Source organism: Arthrobacter sp. SPT-J7, from assembly GCF_059089965.1.
Window position 1 is genome coordinate 1 of record NZ_JBNHFF010000237.1, and the last position, 4848, is coordinate 4848.

6 protein-coding genes are annotated in these 4848 nt (G+C 64.4%); 2 read left to right on the forward strand and 4 right to left on the reverse strand.

Annotated elements, in window-relative coordinates; translation table 11 throughout:
- Positions 1-891 (reverse strand): DEAD/DEAH box helicase (locus AC5RWX_RS30260; RefSeq protein WP_494099909.1); only part of this gene is annotated, 891 nt, incomplete at its 3' end.
- An 81-nt stretch (positions 892-972) separates the two neighbouring features.
- Positions 973-1665, reverse strand: a complete 693-nt coding sequence (locus AC5RWX_RS30265) for a GNAT family N-acetyltransferase (protein ID WP_494099910.1) — start codon at positions 1663-1665, stop codon at positions 973-975.
- Positions 1666-1828: 163 nt separating this feature from the next.
- On the opposite strand from AC5RWX_RS30265, the gene trhO reads away from it, so the two are divergent.
- The gene (gene trhO, locus AC5RWX_RS30270; protein WP_494099911.1) at positions 1829-2722 is read left to right on the forward strand and encodes an oxygen-dependent tRNA uridine(34) hydroxylase TrhO; all 894 of its coding nucleotides are present in this window, start codon (positions 1829-1831) and stop codon (positions 2720-2722) included.
- Positions 2723-2784: 62 nt separating this feature from the next.
- On the opposite strand, the gene AC5RWX_RS30275 is transcribed toward trhO, so the two are convergent.
- Both AC5RWX_RS30275 and AC5RWX_RS30280 read right to left on the reverse strand, forming a co-directional pair.
- Complete coding sequence (locus AC5RWX_RS30275; RefSeq protein ID WP_494099912.1) at positions 2785-3297, reverse strand: DUF6023 family protein; 513 nt, start codon at positions 3295-3297, stop codon at positions 2785-2787.
- A 98-nt stretch (positions 3298-3395) separates the two neighbouring features.
- On the reverse strand, positions 3396-3782 hold the full coding sequence (locus tag AC5RWX_RS30280; RefSeq protein WP_494099913.1) for a DUF6023 family protein: 387 nt from the start codon (positions 3780-3782) through the stop codon (positions 3396-3398).
- A gap of 157 nt (positions 3783-3939) precedes the next feature.
- Here AC5RWX_RS30280 and AC5RWX_RS30285 point away from each other — a divergent pair.
- Positions 3940-4848, forward strand: a 909-nt coding sequence (locus AC5RWX_RS30285) for a DUF7059 domain-containing protein (RefSeq protein WP_494099914.1), incomplete at its 3' end; no start/stop codon positions are given.

Genomic DNA, 4848 nt, shown 5'->3' on the forward strand with positions numbered 1-4848 from the left:
GGTTTCCGCGACAGCGCTGCGCCACTCCCTCGCGCCGTACACACCCTTGAGTTCGGTCAGGGCAGGTTCCCAGAACGCCACCGTAGTGGCACCATGCGGTGAGCCATCCTCCGACACCGCCTTGACGGGGGCCCCGATCAGGCGGGCGAAGGAGACCTCGGGGTCGGAAGCGGTTGCTGAGGCCGCAATGAAGACAGGCTCGGGGAAAGCCGAGCCGGCACCGTAGTACGCGCAGATCCGGCGCAGGCGCCGCATCAGGTTCGCTACATGCGAGCCGAAAACACCCCGGTAGCTGTGCGCTTCATCGATGATCACGTAGCGGAGGCGGCGGAAAAATCCTGCCCACCAGGCGTGGTTGGGAAGGATGCCAAAGTGCAGCATGTCCGGGTTCGCCAGGATGAAATTGGCGTGATCGCGGATCCACCGGCGGGACGCCGGGTCGGTGTCGCCGTCGTAGGTTTCCGCCCGGACGGTAGGCAGTTTGAGGGCCCTGATGGCGTTTAGCTGGTCGGCCGCGAGGGCCTTGGTGGGGGACAGGTACAGGGTGACCGCGCCGTCGTCGTGGATCTTTCCGGGATCTGCAACAACCCGAAGCTCAGAGCGATGGATGGCGTCCAGTGCTGGCAGCTGATAGGCGAGCGACTTCCCGGAGGCGGTGCCGGTGGCAACCACAACGTGCTCCCCGCCGTGAGCCATGTTGGCCGCTTCAACTTGGTGGCGGTAGGGCTCGTGGACGCCGAGAGAGCCATAGGCGGCCACAAGATCGGGGTGAACCCAATCGGGCCATGGCTCATGAACCGCCTCGCGGGCAGGGATGGTGCGGACATGACGCAGCTGTTCCGGGTCCGGGCCGCGGCCCAGCAAGGAAATCAGAGAGTCATGGGGGTTCACCCCGATATTCTTTCACCCTGCAACAGGCTGGCAGGCCCGGTTCGCCCTCGGGGTAACCCGGGCAAGTCCCGGGACGTCAGGCTAGCTCAGGGACAAATCAGATCCATCGTGGGATGCCGAAAGCATCAGCACGCTTGAGACGGTGGTCCAGCCCAGGTGGGAATAAAGCTTCTGGCCGTCCAGGGATGCCAGCAGCAGGCCGCTGTGGACGTCATGCTCAAAAGCCTGCGCCGCCAGTGCCCGCATGATGAAACTGCCCAGGCCACGACGCTGGAAAGCCGGTTCGGTGATGATTTTGTCGAACACTGCTGTTTCGCCCACCACAAAAACGCGGCCACTGGCAGCCACAGCCTCCCCCGACCGGACAACCGCATAGTGCACGCCGTCCTGTGAGGAGGTTGTCAGCGCCAGTTCATCGTCCGAAAGCCAGGGGTCCTCAGCGTCCTGGGTTTCCATGTCCACAATCATCATGGCCTGGGAGTCTGAGGTGACGTTAAGCCCATGCTGGCGGGCCAGGGCCGAATACCGGGCGAGGTCGTTCGTCAGGATCGTCAGCACCCTCGCCGGTACTTCCGCCGTCTTTGCCGCCAAAGCGGCAAACTCCTCGTCCGTAGGCTCGGACGCGAAGAACTCCCATTCCCCGGTGGTATCAGCCCGGAGGGCGGCGGGGAAGCGGCCTTCGGAGGATGTCCGGTACCCGCGACAGCCTGCCCAGCCGGCCACCCATACTTCAAGAAGGCCAGTGATGTCGTTAACCATGGTTTCCGGGCTCATGGGATGAGACTATTCCAGCCCGGACACAAGCAACAGGGGTTGGCGCGGCTAAAGCCCCGGTGCTTACGCAATTGTGATGCGCCGGATGGCGGATGGCGGATGGCGGAGGGCTGCAGGGGCAGGAAGGCAGGCTTCCGGAATTGAAGCCGGTACCTTTAAATACGTGGCTTTGAACCGAATTGTGCTCTTTTACGGCTTTACCCCCATCGCAGATCCTGATGCGGTGCGCCTTTGGCAGCGTGCCCTGTGCGAGAAGCTGGGACTCACCGGCCGCATCCTGATCTCCAAGGACGGCATCAACGCCACAGTGGGCGGCGAAATCGGCGCCGTCAAGCAGTACGTCAAGACCACCCGTGAGTACAAGGGGTTCCATGGGATCGACGTCAAGTGGTCCGACGGCGGCGCCGAGGACTTCCCGCGGCTCAGCGTCAAGGTGCGCGATGAGATTGTGTCCTTCGGCGCGCCCGGCGAACTCAAGGTGGATGCTAACGGCGTGGTGGGCGGCGGCACCCACCTCAAGCCCGAAGAACTGCACGAATTGGTGGACGCCAAGAAACAGGGCGGCGAAGAAGTCGTCTTTTTTGATGGCAGGAACGCCTTCGAGGCCCAGATCGGCCGGTTCAAGGACGCCATCGTCCCCGACGTTGCCACCACCCACGACTTCATCAAGGAGCTTGAGTCCGGCAAGTACGACTCCCTCAAGGACAAACCCGTGGTCACCTACTGCACCGGCGGCATCCGCTGCGAGGTGCTTTCCAGCTTGATGGTTAACCGTGGCTTCAAAGAGGTGTACCAGCTGGACGGCGGCATCGTCCGGTACGGTGAAACGTTCAAGGACCAGGGCCTGTGGGAAGGCTCGCTGTACGTGTTCGACAAGCGCATGCATCTCGAGTTCAGCGAGGATGCCAAAACCATCGGACAATGCACCCGCTGCGCGGCGCCAACCAGCAAGTTCGAGAACTGCTCCGACCCCAGCTGCCGCACGCTCACCCTTTACTGTGCCGTGTGCGCCTCCAGCCCGGAAACCCTGAGATGCCCTGAAGGCTGCGCGGCTTGACGGTAGCTGCTGCGAGGGCTGCCGATTCCGGTCGCAAGGACGGCGCCCGAAGCCGGAAATAGTCACAGCCGCCGGAGACGATAGGCATAGTTGGCAGCAGTCCTGGCCTTCACTGTGATGCTCAAGGAAGTCTCGGTAGAGAGATAGATGACGTTTTCACGGTTGACCCCGCATCGCAAACCCAGCTCAACCAAGGTGAGCGAATCGCTCCGGACTGTGAAGGTCACCCGCCGCTGGCTCCGGCATGTGATGGCCAGCGCGTAGGTGCCGGTTTCCATAACGGCGGTGCTTTCGGTCCGCGCTTCGCCCATGGCCAGCAGTCCGGATGAGGCATGGACCACCGGGTGCCCGGTATCGGGCAGGGTCCGGGCCACCCACGCCTCAAGCTCGGCCTCACTGACGGGCTCGCGTCGCATCGGATCGCGGGTAAATACGGGCGCCGGCGCCACCGTCTCGGCAGCCTCGGCAGCGTTGCCCCAGGTCCGGCCGTCGTCGTACGTGTATTCACAGCCGCTGAGCGCTGGCCCTGCCGCCAGCACAAGGCCGATGACGACGGCGGCCACTGGGTTCCGCATCAGCGGCGCCCGGGCTGTCCGCCCTGAAGAAGGCGCGGAGGGCATCCGCACGCTGGGCATAGTCAGACTCTAGGCCAGCGCGCCCCTGCGGGCCATACCTATTCAGTGGGCGTCAGATGATAGGCGTAGATCAGGGGTGCGTCCACGCTGGAGGTGCTGATTTCCAGCGTCCCGGACCGCGGCAAGGTGATCCTGGTGATTTCCCTGCTGCCATTGCACGCCGCTCCGGCGTCCACCACAGCTTCCCCGTTCAATGACACGGCAAAAAAGGCCTTACCTCCGCCTTCGCAGGTCGCCGTCAGGGTGTATTGGCCGGCAGGGACGTTGCCCGCCTCCTGGATGATGCGGTCGCCGTTGAGGATCTTGCCGGCGTCTTCTATCAGCGTGCCGGGGGCGGTTGGCAGTGCAGTTGCGCGCCACCCAGGAACGTCCGCGTTCTCGATCGAGATTACGGGCGAACACCCCGCCAGGGACGCGGCTGCCATACCCGCCAGTGCCCAGGCAGAAAGGCGGAAGCGCCGCGGATTTGCTGGTTGTTTCCGGGCGCGCGAAAAAAAGGAGGGCGGTTTCGGCATAGCTCCACGCTACCCCCTCCAGGGCCTACGCCGGTTTCCGAAGCCGGCACCGGACTAAACTTGAGCGGTGCCCAAATCCCCATACGAGTTCACCGCCGGCAAAATCCCTGACGCTCCACGCAGCGACCTCCCCGAGCTCCTCGCGGCACTTGCCGCGGACCTTCGCCAAGTGGATTACTCGCTCGACGGCGTCGCCGGGCTCCTGGGCGGGTCGGCCTACAACGCATTGAACCGTGACCAGATCATCCCCGCCCTGCTGGCTGCAGAACGCGCGGAGCGGCGGGACGACGGTGCGAAGCCGCTCGCCGCCGTCGTCCGCCTCTGGCTGCTTGCCGAGCCGCAGCACAGTGAAACGCTCGACGCCGCCCTGCCGGGCATCCGTGCCGGGGGCCTGCAGAAGCTGGGGCTGGTGGAGCCTGTTTCCGACGGTTCCCTCGTTGCAGCAAAAGCAGATCTGCGGCCCTACGGCTGGGATGCAAATGAAGACGGCAGCGGCGGCGCCGAACTGTGGGTGGCCAGCGACCTTGCAGCGCATCAGCAGGAGGGGGTACTCCGGCACGACCACGTCCTGGGCATTGGCCAGGCCTCCACCACCCTGGTGCAGGCAACCTTCCGTCGCCATACCAAGCGGGCACTGGACTTGGGAACGGGGTGCGGCATCCAGGCATTCCACCTGCTGCACCACTGCGAGCACGTTACAGCCACGGACATTTCGGAACGGGCCCTGGCCTTTACACGGTTCAACATACTGCTTAACGCCGAGGCGCTGTCCGTGGACCCGGCCCGGCTGGAGGACCGGGTGAGCCTGCGCCTTGGCTCGCTCCTGGAGCCCGTTGCCGGTGAAGAATTCGGCCTGGTGGTCTCCAACCCGCCCTTCGTCATCACTCCGCGGGCTGCAGGGGAGGAAGCATCCGGGCAGTTCACCTACCGCGACGGCGGCCTGCCTGGTGATGAAATTGTGTCAGCCCTCGTGGCC